17 protein-coding genes and 3 tRNA genes are annotated in these 15,682 nt (G+C 72.0%); 17 read left to right on the top strand and 3 right to left on the bottom strand.

Going from position 1 to position 15,682, the window contains the following annotated elements:
- Positions 1-14: 14 nt before the first annotated feature.
- From miaA to HYV93_02740, 17 genes are all read left to right on the top strand, one after another.
- On the top strand, positions 15-1,004 hold the full coding sequence (miaA, locus tag HYV93_02820; protein ID MBI2524892.1) for a tRNA (adenosine(37)-N6)-dimethylallyltransferase MiaA: 990 nt from the start codon (positions 15-17) through the stop codon (positions 1,002-1,004).
- On the top strand, positions 1,001-2,254 hold the full coding sequence (gene hflX / locus HYV93_02815; GenBank protein ID MBI2524891.1) for a GTPase HflX: 1,254 nt from the start codon (positions 1,001-1,003) through the stop codon (positions 2,252-2,254). The genes miaA and hflX overlap by 4 nt, the downstream gene beginning before the upstream one ends.
- An 85-nt stretch (positions 2,255-2,339) precedes the next feature.
- Positions 2,340-2,888 (top strand): CDP-diacylglycerol--glycerol-3-phosphate 3-phosphatidyltransferase, encoded by a 549-nt coding sequence (gene pgsA / locus HYV93_02810; GenBank protein MBI2524890.1) that lies wholly within the window; start codon positions 2,340-2,342, stop codon positions 2,886-2,888.
- A gap of 3 nt (positions 2,889-2,891) precedes the next feature.
- Positions 2,892-4,229: a DUF512 domain-containing protein gene (locus tag HYV93_02805; GenBank protein ID MBI2524889.1), complete on the top strand. Its 1,338-nt coding sequence runs from the start codon at positions 2,892-2,894 to the stop codon at positions 4,227-4,229.
- Positions 4,226-5,572, top strand: a complete 1,347-nt coding sequence (gene der, locus HYV93_02800; GenBank protein MBI2524888.1) for a ribosome biogenesis GTPase Der — start codon at positions 4,226-4,228, stop codon at positions 5,570-5,572. The genes HYV93_02805 and der overlap by 4 nt, the downstream gene beginning before the upstream one ends.
- A gap of 137 nt (positions 5,573-5,709) precedes the next feature.
- Positions 5,710-6,624, top strand: a complete 915-nt coding sequence (locus tag HYV93_02795; GenBank protein ID MBI2524887.1) for an SPOR domain-containing protein — start codon at positions 5,710-5,712, stop codon at positions 6,622-6,624.
- Between the two features lie 26 nt (positions 6,625-6,650).
- Positions 6,651-6,968, top strand: coding sequence for a divalent-cation tolerance protein CutA (locus tag HYV93_02790; protein ID MBI2524886.1), 318 nt, complete (start codon positions 6,651-6,653; stop codon positions 6,966-6,968).
- 5 nt (positions 6,969-6,973) lie between these two features.
- Entirely contained in the window at positions 6,974-7,246 is a 273-nt protein-coding gene (locus tag HYV93_02785; GenBank protein MBI2524885.1) for an integration host factor subunit alpha, read from the top strand.
- 12 nt (positions 7,247-7,258) lie between these two features.
- Positions 7,259-7,621 (top strand): MerR family transcriptional regulator, encoded by a 363-nt coding sequence (locus HYV93_02780; protein MBI2524884.1) that lies wholly within the window; start codon positions 7,259-7,261, stop codon positions 7,619-7,621.
- 47 nt (positions 7,622-7,668) lie between these two features.
- Positions 7,669-7,745 (top strand) — tRNA-Pro (locus HYV93_02775).
- 68 nt (positions 7,746-7,813) lie between these two features.
- Positions 7,814-8,587, top strand: coding sequence for a 5'/3'-nucleotidase SurE (gene surE / locus HYV93_02770; GenBank protein MBI2524883.1), 774 nt, complete (start codon positions 7,814-7,816; stop codon positions 8,585-8,587).
- 56 nt (positions 8,588-8,643) lie between these two features.
- Positions 8,644-9,258 carry a protein-L-isoaspartate(D-aspartate) O-methyltransferase gene (locus tag HYV93_02765; protein ID MBI2524882.1) on the top strand — a complete coding sequence of 205 codons (615 nt, stop codon included), beginning with the start codon at positions 8,644-8,646 and terminating at the stop codon, positions 9,256-9,258.
- 31 nt (positions 9,259-9,289) lie between these two features.
- Positions 9,290-9,366: transfer RNA gene (locus HYV93_02760), tRNA-Pro, on the top strand.
- 72 nt (positions 9,367-9,438) lie between these two features.
- Complete coding sequence (locus HYV93_02755; GenBank protein ID MBI2524881.1) at positions 9,439-9,744, top strand: acylphosphatase; 306 nt, start codon at positions 9,439-9,441, stop codon at positions 9,742-9,744.
- Positions 9,741-10,634 carry a peptidoglycan DD-metalloendopeptidase family protein gene (locus HYV93_02750; protein ID MBI2524880.1) on the top strand — a complete coding sequence of 298 codons (894 nt, stop codon included), beginning with the start codon at positions 9,741-9,743 and terminating at the stop codon, positions 10,632-10,634. The genes HYV93_02755 and HYV93_02750 overlap by 4 nt, the downstream gene beginning before the upstream one ends.
- Positions 10,627-11,292 (top strand): sigma-70 family RNA polymerase sigma factor, encoded by a 666-nt coding sequence (locus HYV93_02745; GenBank protein MBI2524879.1) that lies wholly within the window; start codon positions 10,627-10,629, stop codon positions 11,290-11,292. The genes HYV93_02750 and HYV93_02745 overlap by 8 nt, the downstream gene beginning before the upstream one ends.
- Before the next feature lie 57 nt (positions 11,293-11,349).
- Positions 11,350-11,426, top strand: a tRNA-Arg gene (locus tag HYV93_02740).
- Between the two features lie 9 nt (positions 11,427-11,435).
- Here the strand turns inward: HYV93_02740 and HYV93_02735 are convergent.
- The 3 genes from HYV93_02735 to HYV93_02725 are packed head-to-tail and all read right to left on the bottom strand — an operon-like array spanning position 11,436 to position 15,670.
- On the bottom strand, positions 11,436-12,218 hold the full coding sequence (locus HYV93_02735; GenBank protein ID MBI2524878.1) for a cyclase family protein: 783 nt from the start codon (positions 12,216-12,218) through the stop codon (positions 11,436-11,438).
- A 25-nt stretch (positions 12,219-12,243) separates the two neighbouring features.
- On the bottom strand, positions 12,244-12,831 hold the full coding sequence (locus tag HYV93_02730) for an AMP-binding protein (protein ID MBI2524877.1): 588 nt from the start codon (positions 12,829-12,831) through the stop codon (positions 12,244-12,246).
- 55 nt (positions 12,832-12,886) lie between these two features.
- Complete coding sequence (locus tag HYV93_02725) at positions 12,887-15,670, bottom strand: bifunctional acetate--CoA ligase family protein/GNAT family N-acetyltransferase (GenBank protein ID MBI2524876.1); 2,784 nt, start codon at positions 15,668-15,670, stop codon at positions 12,887-12,889.
- Between the last annotated feature and the right edge of the window lie 12 nt (positions 15,671-15,682).

Genomic DNA, 15,682 nt, shown 5'->3' with positions numbered 1-15,682 from the left:
CGAGGCGAGGGGAGATGGAAGTCGGGCGAGCTGAGCCGCTGCTCGTCATCGTGGGCCCCACCGCGGTCGGCAAGACCGACGTCGCGGTCCGGCTGGCCTGCTCGGTACCGATGGAGGTGGTGAGCGCCGACTCGCGTCAGGTCTATCGCGGCATGGACATCGGCACCGGCAAGCCGTCCGAGGCGGCGCGGCGGGCCGTCCCCCATCACCTCATCGACATCGCCGAACCCCATGAGCGCTATCACGCCGCGCGCTTCCGGCAGGACGCGCTGCGCGCGATCGCCGACATCCGCGGGCGCGGCCGGCTGCCAGCGGTCGTGGGGGGCACCGGGCTCTATGTCCGGGCGCTGCTCAAGGGGCTCGACCCTGGCCCGCCGGCGGATCCTGCCCTCCGGCGAGAGCTCGAGGTCCTCGCGCGGGAGCGCGGCCCGGCCGCGCTCCATGCAAAGCTCCGCGAGCGGGACCCCGCCGCCGCCGAGCGCCTGCACCCCAACGACCGCGTGAGGCTCATCCGGGCCCTGGAGGTCGCGCTGGCTGCCGGACCGGGGGACGCGCCAGCCGCCTCCCAGGGGCGCGGGCGGGGCGCCGCGCCCTCCGGCCCGAGCTGGGGCCGAAGCACGCCGGCTTTCCGCCTCCTCATGGTGGGCCTGCATCGGCCACGTCCAGCGCTCCATGGGCGCATCGTCGAGCGGGTGCGCGCTATGGTCGCCCGTGGGATGATCGACGAGGTGAGGCGGCTGCTCGCCGCCGGCTGTACGGACGGGCTCCCGGCCATGAACGGCATCGGCTACCGTCAGTTCTGCGCAGTGATCGGCGGGCGCATGCCCGAGGCGGAGGCGGTGCGGCTCATGATCCGGGATACCGGCCGCTACGCGAAGCGGCAGCTGACCTGGTTCGCGCGGGACGTCGAGATCCGCTGGCTGGACGTGGACGCGGTGGGTGGCCTCGCCGCCGCTGCGGAGCGCATCCGTGACCTCCTGGCGACGGAGAGGTTGCTCGAGTGACCGCTCGCGAGAAGGCTGTTCTGGGCGCGGTGCGACTTCCCACCCAGCGGCGCTTCGAGGTGGAGGAGTCGCTGGACGAGCTGGAACGGCTGGCGGAGTCCGCCGGAGCGGAGGTCGTCGGCCGGGTCACTCAGGAGCGGAAGGCGCCCACGCCGGGGCTCTACTTCGGGAAGGGGAAGGTGGAGGAGCTCAGGGCCTGGTCCCAGCAGCATGGCGCCGACCTCATGATCTCCGACGACCCGCTCTCGCCCATCCAGGAGCGCAACCTCGGCGGCTCGCTGGGTCTCAAGGTCATCGACCGCACCGCCCTCATCCTCGACATCTTCGCGCAGCGCGCCCGCAGCATGGAGGGCAAGCTGCAGGTGGAGCTGGCGCAGCTCTCGTACCTGCTGCCGCGGCTCGTCGGGCAGTGGAAGCACCTGGAGCGGCTGGGCGGCGGCATCGGGACCCGGGGCCCCGGGGAGACCCAGCTGGAGTCCGACCGGCGGGTCATCCGCCACCGTATCCAGAAGCTCCGGGAGGAGCTCCGGCGCGTGCGCTCCCACCGGCGCCTCGTGCGGGAGCGGCGGAAGGCCACGGGCTTCCCGGTGGTGGCCCTCGTCGGCTACACCAATGCCGGCAAGACGACGCTGCTGAACCGGCTGACGGGAGCTGATCGCACCGCGGCCGACCGGCTCTTCGTCACCCTGGACCCGACCGCCCGCCTCGTGGACGGCGGGGAGCGCGTGCCCTTCATCCTCACCGACACGGTGGGCTTCATCCGCAAGCTCCCGCATCAGCTCGTGGAGGCCTTCAAGGCCACGCTCGAGGAGCTGGAGCAGGCCGACCTCCTGCTCCACGTCGTGGACGCCAGCCACGCCGGCCTCGAGGAGCAGGTGGCCGCGGTGGAGGGCCTGCTCCTCGAGCTGGGCCTCGGCGAGCGCCCCACGATCGTGGCGCTGAACAAGATCGACCGCAACGAGGGAGGGGCCGCCCCGCGCATGCTGGTGGAGCGCTTCGACGGGGTGCCGATCTCTGCGCGCAGCGGCCAGGGGCTGGACCGGCTGCTGGATCGCATCGAGGAAATGCTGCGCGGGCATGTCGAGCGCGCGGTACTCCGCATCCCCTACCGGGATGGGCCAGCGCTGGCACTCTGCTATGACCGGGGACGCGTGCTCGACCGCTCGGACGAGGCCGACGGCATCCGCCTCGAGGTCGAGCTGCCGCCGCAGCTCCTCGGTGCGCTCCGCCGGTACCGGGAGGCCGGCTAGGGGCGCGCGCGCCCCGGCGCCCGTTTCTCGCCGCGCGGCCCAGGGCCGATGCTACAATCGACCGGCAGTCACGCTCTGCGATCCCATGGGACTGGCGAACTGGCTCACGATCCTGCGCATCCTGCTGATCCCCGTCTTCGTGACCCTCCTGGTCTACCGGCGGGCCACGGCGGCCTTCGTGGTGTTTTGCCTCGCGAGCCTGACGGACCTGCTCGATGGCTACATCGCGCGGACCCACGGGCAGAAGACCCGGCTGGGCGCCTTCCTCGATCCCCTCGCTGACAAGCTCCTGCTCACCTCGGCTTTCGTGACCCTGACCTATCTCCGCGTCATTCCCTTCTGGATCACCGCCGTGGTCGTGAGCCGGGACCTCATCCTCACCGTGGGCGTGCTGGTGATCCACATCTCCGGCGGCACGGTGCACCCGGCGCCGACCTGGCTCGGCAAAGCCTCCACCGCCCTGCAGATGGCGACGGTGCTGGCGGCCATGCTCTCCTTCTACTTCCGCGTGCCCATGGTCCCGCGTGCCTTCGCCGGAGCGGCGGCCGTCCTCACCGTGGCCTCGGGACTGCAGTACCTCATCCAGGGGCTCAAGCAGCTGAACCCGCCGGCGGGCGCGGCCGGCCGGAACTGAGGCGTGGGGCAGCCAGCGCCTGAGCCCGTCGGCGGCGTGGTCGTGGCGTCGGTGGGCGCGGGGACGCCCGCGGCGCGGGCCGGACTGCGCGCCGGCGACCGCATCCTGGCCATCAACGGCCATGCGCTGCGCGACGCCATCGACTTCCACTTCCACGGCGGCGAGCGGCGGCTCGCGCTCACGCTCGAGCGCCGGGGGCAGGCGGCGACCGTGCTGCTGGAGCGGCACGGGCCGGATCTCGGCCTCGAGCTCGAGACCCCTCGGCCTGGAGACATCTCGACGTGCGGGAACCGGTGCGTGTTCTGCTTCATCCACCAGCTCCCGCGGGGCATGCGGAAGAGTCTGTACATCAAGGACGACGACTTCCGTCTCTCCTTCCTGCACGGTAACTACATCACGCTCACGGACCTGGAGGAGGCCGAGCTGGCCCGGATCGAGGCGCAGCGGCTCTCCCCGCTGTACGTCTCGGTCCACGCCACCGACCCGGAGCTGCGCCACCGGATGCTCGGGGAGCCGCGGGTCAGGCGCGATCTCATGCCCCTCATGGCGCGTCTGGCGCGCAGCGGGATCCGGATGCACGCCCAGATCGTCCTCTGTCCGGGCTGGAACGACGGAGAGGCCCTGGCGCGCTCCGTGCGCGAGCTCTCGGCGCTCCACCCCGGCGTGACCACCGCGGCCGTGGTGCCCGTCGGGCTCACGAGACACCGCGAGCGACTGCCCCGGCTCCGCACGCTCGATGCTTCGGAGGCCCGCGCCCTCGTCGCCTCCATCCACGGCTGGCAGCGCGAGTGTCTCGCGCGGCTGGGCAGCCGCTTCGTGCACGCGGCCGATGAGCTCTACCTCCAGGGGGGAGTGCCGCTGCCCGCAGCGGCGGCCTACGAGGGCTTCCCCATCGCCGAGGACGGCATCGGGCTGGTCCGCCGCTTCGAGGATGGCTTCGGCCGCGCCCTGGGCACTCTGCCGCCGGCTCTCGCCCGCGCCCGCCGGGTCACGGTGGTCACCGGAGAGATGTTCGCGCCGCGCATGCGCGCGCTGCTCGCGCGCGTCGCGGTGCAGGGGCTGCGGGCGAGCATCGTCGCGATCAGGAACGAGTGGTTCGCCGGGAGTATCGGGGTGGCCGGCCTCCTCACGGGCAGCGACATCCAGGCCGGGGTCGCGGCCTCCCCGGTGGGCGAGGAGGTGCTGGTGCCCGCCGTGGCGCTCAGGGACGGTGCCGGCGTGTTCCTCGACGACCTGACGCCGGCCGAGCTGGCCACCTCCCTCCGCGTGCCCGTCACCGCGGTCGAGTCCTCTCCGGGGGCGCTCCTGCAGGCCCTGCTCGGCCCTTCCCCATCTGGATGATCCGCCCGGTCGTGGCCATCGTGGGGCGGCCCAACGTGGGCAAGTCCACGCTCTTCAACCGCCTCGTCGGGCGCCGCCAGGCCCTGGTCAGGGACGTGCCGGGAGTGACGCGTGACCGGCTCTACGGGACCGTCGCCTTCGAGCGCTGGCAGGCGACCGTCGTCGACACGGGCGGCTTCGAGCCCGGCGCCACCTCGGACCTCCTGGCAGCCGTGCGCGAGCAGATCATGGTCGCCATCGACGAGGCGGACGTGATCGTGTTCGTGGTCGACGCGCGTGAGGGGCTCACGCCTCTCGACACGGAGATCGCCGCCACGCTGCGGCGGAGCCAGCGGCCCGTGGTCGTCACGGCCAACAAGATCGACGGCGCCGGGCAGGAGGCGCAGCTCGGGGAGTGCTACCGCCTCGGGTTCACGCGCGTCCTGCCCGTGTCCGCCGAGCACGGCCGCGGCGTGGCCGAGCTCCTGGAGGCGGTCCGCGAGCTCGTGCCCGCCGTCGTGACGGCCCCCGTGGGCGCGGGCGCGCGCGTGGCCATCGTGGGGCGGCCCAACGTGGGCAAGTCCTCGCTCGTCAACGCCGTCCTGGGCCACCGCCGCGTCCTCGTGCACGCGGCGCCGGGGACGACCCGCGATGCGGTGGACACGCCGCTCACCTTCCGGGGTCGCCCCTACGTCCTGATCGATACGGCCGGCATCCGCCGGAAGGGGCGCGTCTCCGAGCCCCTCGAGAAGCTCTCCGTGATGATGGCCCTCAAGAGCCTCGAGCGCTGCCAGGTGGCGGTGCTCCTGCTCGACGCCTCCGAAGGGGTCACGGCGCAGGATGCCCACATCGCGGGCTATGCCCATGAGGCGGGCCGAGCCCTCGTGGTAGCCGTCAACAAGTGGGACCTGGTGCCGCCGGGCTCGGCCCAGAAGGCCGACGTGGTGGGGCAGATCTACGATCGGCTTCCATTCCTCGATTACGCGCCAGTCTGCTTCGTGTCGGCGCTCGAGAGCCGGGGGCTCGGGGAGCTGTTCGACCAGGTGGACCGGGTCGCCTCCGAGGCGCAGCGGCGCGTCCAGCCGGGGGAGGTCCTGTCGATCTTCCGCACCGCCGTCGAGCGCCGACCCATGTCCTCGAGAGGCGTGGCGCTGCGCATCCAGTCCGCCCAGCAGGTCGGGGTCTCCCCGCCCACTTTCGCGCTCCGGGTGAACATTCCGGACAAGATCCACTTCTCCTACGAGCGCTATCTCATCAACTCCCTGCGCCACGCGCAGGGCTTTGCGGGCTCGCCTGTGCGCCTCCTCTTCCGAAAGGGAGGTGGCCAACGCAAGGGGCGTGCGTCGGGGCCGGCCCGCCGTTAGTCCGGTCCGGCCCCGAGAGCAGCCGACGCCGGGCCGTCACGCAGCCCCCTCTCTCTCAGCCGACAGGGCCTAACTAGGCAGAACGCCGGGGAAAATGGGTTTGCCCAAGCCTGGCGGTGTGCTAAGATTCCGCCAGCGTGAGCCCAGACCGAGACGAGTATCTCGACGACGACGATCGAGGGCGGTTCTCCCCCCGGAGCATCCTTGCGTCGGGGTGGTTCCGTGCGCTGCTCGTGCTCGCGGCGCTGGCGGTGATTGTCGTGATCGCGGTGCCGTACCTGCTGCGGTGGCTCGGCGGAGCATCCGTCGAGCCTCGGCCTCAAGCGCGGATCACGGTGCCTTCGGCTCCGCTCCCGTCCGGGCCTCCCCCGCCGGCGCCGGCTGTGCCGCCCGCATCGCCCCCGGCGGCGGCGCCAGGGGCCGCGAGCAAGACGGAACTGATCCAGCCTGTTCCTCCGTCCGAGCGGCCAGCCCAGCAGCAGGGCAGGACAGTGACCCGCCGCGCGGGGGCACCCACGCCCGCACCTCCCGAAGGGGCGCCCCGCTCCCGGTCCCGGGCGGCGGTTGGCCCCGGCGAGACGTCAGGCCCACCCGCCACGGCCGCGGGAAGCTACTGGGTCCAGGTCGGGGCCTTCCAGGATGTGCGCAACGCCGAGCGTCTGGCCGGCAGCCTGAGGACCCGGAAGCTTCGGGTCGAGGTGGCGCAGGTCTCTCGGGCAGAGTCCGCCCCCACCCGCCACGAGGTCGTCGTCAGCGGGGCGAGCGTGGAGGCGGTGAGCGGGGCCCTGGGTGGAAACGGTATGGCTCGACAGTCCAGCGCCGTGGTCGTCGCGGGGCCGCCCCTCGACTTGCGCGAGGCAGTGGCCCTCTCCCGGAGGCTGGCCGCCGGCGGGTTCAGCGTGAAGATCAGACGCACGGGCCACGGGGCGCCCGCCACCTACCATATCGTCCGGGTCGGGGGCTACGCGAGCCGGGCCGCGGCCGAGGCGGGACGCAGGGAGGTGGAGGGCCACGGTCTCGCCGGCTTCGTCACGCAGGGCGCGCCCCGGTGACCGAGGGGGGAGAGCCGGCCCGGACGGTGGTGGTCCTCGTCACCGCCCCCTCCGTGGATGACGCGCTCTCGCTGGGACGGACGCTCGTGGACGAGCGGCTCGCAGCCTGTGTCAACGTGGTCCCCGGCGTGACGTCGATCTACGTGTGGGAGGGAGCGCGGCAGGAGACGCCGGAGGCGCTGCTGGTCGTGAAGACGGAGGCGTGCCGGTACACGGAGCTCGAGCATCGCGTGCTGGCGCTGCACACGTACTCCGTGCCCGAGGTGCTGGGCCTGGCGGTCGACGTGGGGTCGGCCGCCTACGCGCGCTGGGTGAGGGACGCGGTGGCAGTCGAGGGGAGGTGAGGGCACTGACCAAGAATGACCTGATCAACGCGGTGGCAGCCCACGGGCTGTCGAAGCGGCAGTCGGCCTCGGTCGTCGAGTCGCTCTTCGACATCATCTTCAACTGCTTCGAGCGCGGCGAGGACGTCAAGATCGTCGGGTTCGGCCACTTCCGGATCCGTCGCAAGGCGTCCCGCCGCGGGCGGAATCCCCAGACCGGCGATAGCATCGAGATCACGGCCCGGAAGGTGTTGACGTTCAAGCCCAGCAAGGGGCTGAAGTTGCGGCTCAACCAATAGCGTGGGGCCCACGTGACCCAGGTGATCCCGGACAAGCTGTACTACCGGATCGGCGAGGTCGAGACGATCACGGACATCCCCGCCTACGTGCTGCGCTACTGGGAGTCCGAGTTCAAGCTGCTCCGCCCGAAGAAGAACCCGGCGGGGCAGCGCCTCTATCGCAAGCGTGATGTGGAGCTGGTGCTGCGCATCAAGGGGCTCCTCTACGAGGAGCGCCTGACGCTGGAGGGCGCCAAGAAGCGCCTGCTGGCCGAGTCGCGGGGCACCGTGCAGATGGATCTCGGGCTCAAGGAGAACGCGCTGGCCGAGACGCTGCGGGGGCTGCGCGCGCGCCTGCGCGCCCTCCGGGAGCGGCTGGCGCACGAAGCGAAGTGAGCCGCACCTTGAGTTTCACGCCGTCTCTCCGTACAATGCACCCGGGTCGGGGCGTGGCGCAGCCCGGTAGCGCACTTGACTGGGGGTCAAGGGGTCGCTGGTTCAAATCCAGTCGCCCCGACCAATTCTCTCGTCTGGCGACGGCAGATTCCCGGATCTGCTCGTTTTTGTTTTTGACGATCGGAGGAGTGGATGCCGGGCGTGATCCTGGTCACCAACGATGACGGGATCCACGCCCCGGGGCTCCTGGCCCTGGCGCTGGCGCTCGGGGATCTCGGTGAGGTGTACGTGGTGGCCCCGGATCGCGAGCAGAGCGCGGTGGGGCACGCGCTCACGCTCCACCGGCCCCTTCGCGTCGAACAGCTCGGGGAGCGGCGCTTCGCCGTGAACGGGACCCCCTCGGACTGCGTGAACCTCGGGATCCTCGGCCTCCTGCCGGAGACCCCGGTCCTGGTGGCCTCGGGCATCAACCACGGCGCCAACCTCGGCGATGACGTGACGTACTCGGGCACGGTCTCGGCGGCGATGGAGGGGACGCTGCTCGGCGTCGCGTCCCTGGCTGTCTCGCAGGTGGACCCGGACGGCGAAGGGTTCGCTGGGGCGGCAGCGGTGGCGCGGGCCGTGGCCGCGCGGCTCCTCGTGGAAGGGCTGCCACCGCAGACGCTGCTCAACGTGAACGTGCCCCCGGGCACGCCCGGGGGCGTGCGGATCACGCGGCTGGGGCACAGGGTCTACAGCGCCAAGGCCGTCCAGGAGATGGACCCGCGCGGGCGGCCCTATTACTGGATCGGCGCCGGGTCGCCGACGTGGGAGGAGGACGAGGAAGGATCCGACATCGCAGCGGTGCACTCCGGGTGGGCGTCGGTCACGCCGCTGCATCTCGACCTGACCCACCACGGCGCGCTTCGCGGGCTGTCCGGCTGGGAGGGCGGCCTGAATGCCGAACTGAAGAAGCGGGAGCCGTGATCGGGCGAAACGACGGGGTCGCTTCTCGCGAGCGCTTCGCGCGGGAGCGTGAGAAGATGGTCGACCAGCAGCTCGTGGCGCGCGGGATAGCTGACCCGCGGGTGCTCACGGCCATGCGCCGGGTCCCGCGGCACCTGTTCGTGGAGGAGGCGCTGCGGGAGCGGGCGTACGGCGATCACCCGCTGCCCATCGGCGAGGGGCAGACGATCTCGCAACCTTTCATCGTGGGAAGGATGACCGAGCTCCTGAAGCTCACCGGGGTGGAGAAGGTGCTCGAGATCGGCACCGGGTCCGGGTACCAGGCGGCCGTGCTGGCGGAATGCGCCGGCCGCGTCTGCACCGTCGAGCGGCTCCCGCGGCTGGCCGCGCGGGCCCGGCAGACGCTCGAGGCCTTGGCCTACACCAATGTGTGGGTCCGCACGGCCAACGGGACCTTCGGATGGCCGGACGAGGCGCCGTTCGACCGGATCCTCGTGGCCGCGGGCGGGCCGTCGGTCCCGCCGCCACTCTTCGAGCAGCTGGCCGAGGGAGGGCGGATGGTGATGCCAGTGGGCGAGGCGGATGCCCAGCGGCTGCAGGTGATCGAGAAGGCGCGGGGGGGGATGCGCGTCACCGACGACTCGGGATGCGTGTTCGTCAAACTCATCGGGAAGTACGCATGGCAGACCTGAGGAACCGGGGTCGAGCGGTGCCATGCGAGGTCGGGGCGTAGCGCAGCTTGGTAGCGCGCCTGCTTCGGGAGCAGGAGGTCGCTGGTTCAAATCCAGTCGCCCCGACCATTTTCCCTCCCCCCGTCCGCCGGCGGGCGTTGCCGTGACCGGCCGCGGGCTGCGGCGGCAGACCCCCTGTCCATGAGTGCCGCCGACATCCGCAGCGCCGCCGAGATCGTCGTCGACGGGCGCGTCCAGGGTGTCGGCTACCGCAACTTCGTGGAGCGCAAGGCGGGCCAGCTCGGTCTCGCCGGCTACGTCATGAACCTGAAGGACGGCCGGGTCCGCGTGCGCGTGGAGGGCTGGCGCCGCGTGATCGACGAGCTGGCGCGGGAGCTCGAGAAGGGGCCGCCGCTGGCCCGCGTGGAGAAGGTGGCGGTCACGTGGCGGCCAGCCACTGGACGCTTCACCTCCTTCGGGATCCGCTACGCGGAGTTCGATCCGTGACGCGCTGCCGGACCCACGCGCGGCGGGCGATCGGGATCGGGCTGCTGGTGCCCGGTCTGCTCCTCGTCCAGGGCAGCTCGGGGCACGCCGAGGCTGCCCCCCTCAAGAGCTCCCAGAAGCGCGCGCTTCCCAGGGCGCAGAAGGGCCCCGAGCCGCGGCTGGCCGCTTGCGCCCACGTGGTGCAGGCTGGTGATTCCGTGAACCGCATCGCCGCGCGCTACCGGGTGACCCGCCAGGCGCTCATCGTCCGCAACCGCCTGGCCCGCCCGGGATCGCTCCGGATCGGCCAGCGGCTCGACATCCCCGGCTGTCAGCGCGCGCCGGCAGCAACCCCGACGGTGTCGGAACCCCGGGCGCCTCTTCCCCGCTCCGATGGGACGCTGCTGGTGTCGGCGGGGCCCCGACGTGTCCCGACACGCTTCTTCCTGGCGGTGCCCGAGTTCAACGGCCGGAGCATCGACTTCACCTGGCCCGTGCTCGGCCCGGTGCTCTCCGGCTTCGGGCAGCGCCGGAGCGGCTGGCACGCGGGCATCGACATCAGGGCGGAGGTGGGGACTCCCGTCCTCGCCGCGGCGCCGGGCATCGTGTACTTCAGCGGCTGGCAGCGGTCGTACGGCCGGATCGTGCGGATCGAGCACGACAACGATTTCACGAGTGTCTACGCCCACAACCTTCAGAATTTCGTCGAGGCGGGGGACCGCGTGGACGCCGGCACCGTCATCGGAACGGTGGGGCGGAGCGGGCGGGCCACCGCCTACCACCTCCACTTCGAGATCCGGCACGAGGGTCTGGTCTACAACCCCCTCTACCTGCTGCCGGCCCGGGATGTGGTTCTGGCCGGCGCGGACGAGGTGCCCGAGGCGCCCGAAGACGACGACGAGGATGAGTGAGGAGGACCTCGAGGAGCCCATCGAGGGCGCCGACGAGCCGCTGGAGACGGTCCTGACAGAAGACCTCTCGGTCTTCGGCGACGGCAAGGAGCCGCCCGAGGCCGCGGAGCGGAACCGCGCGCTCCTGGGACTCTACCTCGAAGAGATCCGCGGCTTCGGGCCCCTCACCGCCAGCGAGGACCGAGAGCTCGCGCGCCGCGCCCGGGCCGCGGACGCCGAGGCGGAGCGTCGGCTCGTGGAGGCCAATCTCCGTCTCGCCGTGAGCCTGGCCCGCCGCTACGTGAACCGTGGCCTGTCCCTCCCCGACCTCGTCGAGGAAGGCAACGTGGGTCTGCTCCACGCCGCCGGGCAGTACCGCCCGGACCGCGGAACGCGCTTCGCTACCTACGCAACCTGGTGGATTCGCCAGGCGATCGTTCGCGCCCTGGCCCATCAGGCCCGCGTGCGCCGGCTGCCGGTCCAGGTGAATCTCCTGCTGTCGCAGTACTCCAGGGCGCGCGCGGGGCTGGCGGAGGAGCTGGGGCGGGTGCCCACGATGGCGGAGGTCGCCACGCGACTGGGGCGTCCCGTCGAGCAGGTCGAGGAGCTCGAGACCCTGCGCCGGCAGCGGCCGGCCTCCCCCGCCGCCCGGCGCGCGGGGCTCTCTGACCTCGCCTGAGCGCCTGCGCGCGCGGGGAGTGCTAGAATCGAGAGCGCGTGCCGGCCGCGGAAGCATGCCCCCGTAGCTCAGGTGGATAGAGCAGCAGTTTCCTAAACTGCGTGCCGGGTGTTCGAGTCACCCCGGGGGCACCACCGCCGCCTTCAGTCGAACAGGGCGACGGCCCGGACGAACCCGGCCGATGCCCCCTTGATCTTCCACGGGAAGCAGCTCACGACGAAGCCGGTGGCCGGTAGCTGCTCCAGGTTCAGCAGCTTCTCCATGTGGCAGTACGGCTGCTCGATGCCGGCCCAGTGGCCCTGCCACACCTTGCTGGCGTCCCTGTCCTTGGCGTACTGCGCACGCCCGAACGAGAACGGCGCGTCCCAGCCCCAGGCGTCGATGCCGGTGACCCGCACGCCGTGCTCGCGTGTCAGGTAGAGCGTGGCGTCCCTGCCCATCCCGATGCCGTGGTCCAGGTACTCGGCCGTGCCGTAGTAGGCACTGGCGCTCGTGTTGACGAGCACGATGTCCAGCGGCTGCAGCCTGTGTCCGATCCGCGCGAGCTCCGCCTCGACGTCCGCCGGCTGGACGATGTAGCCGTCGGGCCGCTCGCGGAAGTCGAGCTTCACGCCGGGCCGGAAGAACCAGTCGAGCGGCAGCTGCTCGATGGTCTGCATGGGCGCGCCGTTGCGGTCGCGCGAATGGTAGTGCCACGGCGCGTCCATGTGCGTGCCGTTATGCGTGGTGAGGGTGATGACCTCCCAGGCCCAGCCCTCCCCGCTGGGCAGGTCGGCCGGCCGCATGCCATCGAAGAACCCCGCCATCGCCCCGGCATTGTCCCCCTGGGAGACGTACTGGATTCGCGGGCGCATGAGGTCCGGGTCACACAGCGTCTCGTTGTCCAGCGGCATCGAGAGATCCACCATCTTCGACGGCAGCTTCATGTGAGCTCCTCCCTCCAGCGTGAAGTCAACGGGGCACGACGTAGCCGACCGACGCCCGGACCCAGGTGGTCGGGGTGACGCCGGCCTGCCGCAGCGCTTGCTTGCGGATCTTGCCGGTCGCCGTCTTCTCCAGGGCGGGCACGAACTCCAGGAAGCGCGGCACGGCGGAGCGGGGCATGCGGCGGACGCACCAGTCGAGGACGTCGACCGGGTCCGGCGACGCGCCGGCCGGGACGATGCACGCCTTGACCTCCTCCTCGCCGCCGGCGCCGGCGGTCCGGATGCCGATCACCGCGCTCTCCGCCACGGCCGGGTGGGCGTTGAGCACCTGCTCGACCTCATACGAGGAGATGTTCTCCCCCCGCCGGCGGATGCAATCCTTGATGCGGTCGACGAACCACAGTCGCCCGCCAGCGTCCAGCCGGCCCGCGTCGCCCGTGTGGAACCACAGGTTGCGCCACGCCTCCACGGTCTTCTCGGGCATGCGGTAGTAGCCGGCCGAGAAGCACGAGGCGAGGCGGGGCCGGACGGCGATCTCGCCCACCGCATCGGGCGGCAGGGGCTCGTCAGTGTCGGGATCGACCACCAGGACGTCGAACCACTCCGAGCGCACCCGGCCCGCGCAGCCGGGCAGGACGGGACCACGTGTGCCGCGGCGACCGTGCCCCTCACAGGTCGAGGGTCGCCTCGAAGACGGAGCGGTCCTCCGCGAGGGACGCGGCGCGGAAGCCGAGCCGCCTGGCCAGCTGGAGCATCTGGGTGTTCTCCGTGGAGATGTAGCCGACGATCCGGCGGAGCCTCTCGCCGCGCCCGACCTCCACGATGCGGCGCAGGAGCTCGGTGCCGAGCCCGCGGCGCTGGAACCGATCGCTCACGAGCAGGGCGAACTCCGCCTCCTCGGACCAGTGGAGCTTGGTCAGCCGCCCCACCCCCACGATGCGGCGCCCGTCCCCCGCCGCTCCCGCCTCTTCGGCCACCAGGACGATCTCGCGGTCATAGTCGACGATGCAGATCCGCGCGAGCCGCTCGTGGGCGATGCGGTGGTGGAGCGCGATCGGGTGCAGGTAGCGCATGTAGACGCTCCGGTCGGAGAGGGTGCCGTGGAAGGCGGCGATGAGTGGCTCGTCCTCCGGGCGGATCGGGCGGATGGTGAGCTGACTGCCATCCCGCGGCCGCCACTCCCACTGATACTGGCGCGGGTACGGGCGGATGGCTGGCTGCGGCAGCTCCGAGTCCGGGATCTCGGGGGCGTGGAGCACGACGCGGGCATCCAGGGCCAGCAGCCGCTCGCCCGAGGCGAGCAGAGGGTTGATGTCGAGCTCCTTGATGCGCGGCTGCTCGACGACGAGCTGGCTCACGCGCACGAGCAGCTGCTCGAGCCGGGCGAGATCCACCGGCGGCTGGCCACGCACGCCCTGGAGCGCACGGTAGATGCGCGTCTGCTCCATGAGCCGCCGGGCCAGCGTGCTGGTCAGCGGCGGGAGCCCGAGGGCGCGGTCGCGGAAGACCTCGACGAGGCGGCCGCCGGTGCCGAAGAGGAGGACCGGCCCGAACTGCGGATCGAGGCTGCTGCCCACGATCAGCTCGTAGCCCTCGAGGCTGACCATCGGCTGGACCGTCACGCCCTGGAAGTGTCCGGGGCCTGCGTGCCTGGCCACCGCCGCCTCGATGTCCCGCCACGCCGAGCCCACCGCCGCGGCGTCGGGGAGGTTGAGCCGGACGCCGTCCACGTCGCTCTTGTGGGTGATCGTCTCCGAGTGGAGCTTCAGGACCGCGGGGAAGCCGAGCTCCGCGGCGGCACGCTGGGCCGCGGCGGGATCGGTGGCGACGCGCGTCGGCACGGTGGGAATGCCGTACGCGGCGAGGAGCTGCTTGGACTCGGCCTCGGTGAGGAGCGTGCGGCCGGCGTGCCGCGCCGACTCCAGCAGCGCGCCGGCGGCCTCGGGCCGGTCGACCGCGGCGCCGGTGGCGGGCGCCGGGGTCTCGTACAGCAGGCGCAGGTTCTCGGCGTAGCGCCACATGGTGGTGAACATGCGCGCGGCGGTGTCCGGGTAGGGGAAGGTGGGGATGCTGGCGCGGTTGAGAATGCTCTCGCCGGCCGCCACCTCGGCGCCCCCCATCCAGCTCGCCAGCAGCGGCTTGCCCGTCAGGCGCGCATGCGGCTTCAGCTCCTCCGCCGTGCGCGTCGGGTCGGTCATCGCCTGGGGCGTGAGAATCACCAGCAGGCCGTCGCTGCCAGGGTCGGCGGCGACGATCTCGACGGCGCGGGCGTAGCGGGCCGGGTCGGCGTCTCCCAGCACATCCACCGGGTTGGCGTGGCTCCAGGCAGGCGGCAGGAGCCGGTCGAGAGCCTCCAGCGTCTCCGGGGAGAGCGCCGCGAGCTGGCCACCCCGGAGCAGGAGCACGTCGGTGGCGAGGACGGCGGGGCCGCCGGCATTGGTCACGATGGCCAGCCGTGGCCCTCGCGGCCGCGGCTGCTTGGCGAGCGACTCGGCGGCGTAGAACAGCTCGGCGATGCTCTCGACGCGCAGCACGCCGCAGCGCCGGAAGGCCGCCTCCAGCACGTCGTCGCGACCGGCGAGCGCACCCGTGTGCGAGGCCGCGGCGCGCGCGGCCCCCTCGGTGCGCCCGGGCTTGATGACGATGATCGGCTTGCTGAGCGCCACCTCGCGCGCGGCCGAGAGGAAGGCGCGGGCATCGCCGATGGACTCCATGTAGATCAGCACCGCCTGGGTGCGCGGGTCGTCACCGACGTGCAGAATCAGGTCGCCCCAGCTCACGTCGAGCATGGAGCCCACCGAGACGAAGAGGCTGAAGCCCACGTTCTCGCGCAGGCTCCAGTCCAGCACCGCGGTGCAGAGCGCCCCGCTCTGGCTCAGGAAGGCCACGTTCCCGGGGCGGGCCATGGCGCTGGCGAAGGTCGCGTTGAGGCCGGTGAGGGGATTCATCACGCCGAGACAATTGGGCCCGATGATGCGCAGCCGGCCGCGCCGCGCCTCGGCCAGGACCTGTCGCTCCAGCTCGGCGCCGGCGGCGCCGGTCTCCTTGAAGCCGGCCGAGATCACGATGGCCCCCTTCACGCCCGCGCGCACGCAGTCGGCGATCACCGCGGGCACGGTCGGGGCGGGGGTGACGACCACCGCGAGGTCTGCGGGCTCGGGGAGCGAGGCCAGATCGGGGTACGCCTTGACGCCGAGGAGACTCGCGTGCTTCGGGTTGACGGGGAAGACGGTGCCGCCGAAGGGGTGTGTGATCAGGTTCCAGAGCAGTGTCCGTCCGACGCTGCCCTCCTTCTCCGTGGCGCCCACCACGGCGACGCGCGCCGGGGCGAAGAGGGCGCGCAGCGCCTGTCGCTGATCGGGGAGGAGGTGACGCGCGGGATCGGTGGCGCTGCCGCGTGTCGCACCGGGCGAAGGCTTGTCCTTCGGAGACCGCAGCCGGGAGGGTGTCATGTCGGGCCTGGC

It is taken from the genome of Candidatus Rokuibacteriota bacterium (assembly GCA_016188005.1).
In the GTDB taxonomy this organism is placed as follows: domain Bacteria; phylum Methylomirabilota; class Methylomirabilia; order Rokubacteriales; family CSP1-6; genus UBA12499.
The sequence above is the reverse complement of the archived record's forward strand: the minus strand, read 5'-3'. Positions and strand labels throughout refer to the sequence as shown.

Coding starts and splice junctions, on each gene's coding strand:
- miaA (MBI2524892.1), top strand. CDS start 15: ATGGAAGTCGGGCGAGCTGAGCCGCTGCTCGTCATCGTGGGCCCCACC.
- HYV93_02735 (MBI2524878.1), bottom strand. CDS start 12,218: ATGAAGCTGCCGTCGAAGATGGTGGATCTCTCGATGCCGCTGGACAAC.
- HYV93_02755 (MBI2524881.1), top strand. CDS start 9,439: ATGAGTGCCGCCGACATCCGCAGCGCCGCCGAGATCGTCGTCGACGGG.
- der (MBI2524888.1), top strand. CDS start 4,226: ATGATCCGCCCGGTCGTGGCCATCGTGGGGCGGCCCAACGTGGGCAAG.
- HYV93_02745 (MBI2524879.1), top strand. CDS start 10,627: ATGAGTGAGGAGGACCTCGAGGAGCCCATCGAGGGCGCCGACGAGCCG.
- HYV93_02725 (MBI2524876.1), bottom strand. CDS start 15,670: ATGACACCCTCCCGGCTGCGGTCTCCGAAGGACAAGCCTTCGCCCGGT.
- HYV93_02765 (MBI2524882.1), top strand. CDS start 8,644: ATGGTCGACCAGCAGCTCGTGGCGCGCGGGATAGCTGACCCGCGGGTG.
- surE (MBI2524883.1), top strand. CDS start 7,814: ATGCCGGGCGTGATCCTGGTCACCAACGATGACGGGATCCACGCCCCG.
- pgsA (MBI2524890.1), top strand. CDS start 2,340: ATGGGACTGGCGAACTGGCTCACGATCCTGCGCATCCTGCTGATCCCC.